The 1358-nt window shown below is 68.4% G+C and carries 1 protein-coding gene; it reads left to right on the top strand.

Annotated elements, in window-relative coordinates; all coding sequences use genetic code 11:
- Nucleotides 1-254 precede the first annotated feature (254 nt).
- The gene (locus N866_RS18685; protein WP_155855497.1) at nt 255-1196 is read left to right on the top strand and encodes a hypothetical protein; all 942 of its coding nucleotides are present in this window, start codon (nt 255-257) and stop codon (nt 1194-1196) included.
- Nucleotides 1197-1358 lie beyond the last annotated feature (162 nt).

Below are 1358 nucleotides of genomic sequence, written 5' to 3'. Positions count from 1 at the left end.
TACACCCTCGATTGTGAAGAGCCCCCATGATTGGGCTTGCAGCGAGCCCTCGAGCGCGACTGGCGGGACAATTCTCTGAGGGAGCGGGATGACAGATTGCGCACCCGTGGCGCGGGCGGCGGCGAGTATCCCCGCCCCGAGCACACGCGAGGGACGACACTGGTCACGTGAGTGACTCTGTGCCGCCCTGGCCGTGGTGGGGTGCCTCCGAGCCGACTCCATCGCAGGCGCGCTTGGTCGTCTCGACGCGAACGTTGAGCGCAGCGATCGAGGAGGCCCTGATCGGCACGTTCACGCGTGCCGCGTTGGAAGTCGTCCTCGCCGAGGAACTCCGCTTGACCTGGAACGACAGCGAGCACGCGCCGTCGAGCGCGGAGAGCAAGCGCGACGTCATCCGGGGGTATACCGCGGGGTGGTCCGTCCCCGAGTTGGTGGCACTCGCCAGTCGCCTTGCTGCGGAGGTCGCGGTCGCACCTCACTTCCTCGGTCCGCTGCGCGAGCTGATCTCGGAGTACGAGCGGGGTGGCGGCGTCGTCGGGCCGACGAAGAACCTCATCTTCGCGGCGAACGGCCCAAAGCCGGAGATCGTCCTTCGTGACGCGGTCAACAACGACATCGAGATCGTCGCGAACGCGGACTACTGCCTCGTGTATGCCGAGCCCGTCCCGCCGGAGGGCTTGAGCTTCGCGCGCCTGATCCAGTGGTGGCGGGAGCGCGAGGCGGTGCCCCGGGACGTCTCTGACCGCGAGGTTGGGCTGCGCCTGCACAACCGCTTCCTCGAGTCCTTGGACAGCCCACCCGAGCGTGTGCTCTTCGAGGTGTACGCCGGGCGGTACAAGGCGTCCTTCGACATCCCCGCGCTCATCCCGCAGGTGTACCTGCACTACGACCCGTATGACCAGCGCATGCGCCGGGCGCTCAAAGGTCCGGCGCCGCTCGCGCGGCAGCGGATGGACTTCCTCCTGCTGTTCACCGACCGGCGGAGGGTCGTGATCGAGGTCGACGGCAAGCAGCACTACGCAGACGGCACGACAGCAAGCCCATCGCGCTACGCGGCGATGGTCTCCGAAGACCGGCGACTGCGCCTCGCCGGCTACGAGGTCTACCGCTTCGGCGGGAACGAGCTGAACGGGACCCCAGCGAGCAAGGCGATGGTCGAGGACTTCTTCGAGCAACTCACCGAACGCATGGCGTAGGGAGGCGGGTCCGGGGTGAGGGTGCGGCGCGGGTCGCACCGATGGCGGATGTGCGCTGATCCGACTGGGTGAGCAGAGGCGGCCAGAGATCACGCGGATCGGCTTGCCCGCGGGGCGTGAGCGCCCCGGCCTGACAACCGACCGTCGCCAGCGGCGCACGGT

Origin of the sequence: Actinotalea ferrariae CF5-4 (assembly GCF_000603945.1) — a bacterium.
GTDB lineage: Bacteria > Actinomycetota > Actinomycetes > Actinomycetales > Cellulomonadaceae > Actinotalea > Actinotalea ferrariae.
The sequence above is the reverse complement of the archived record's forward strand: the minus strand, read 5'-3'. Positions and strand labels throughout refer to the sequence as shown.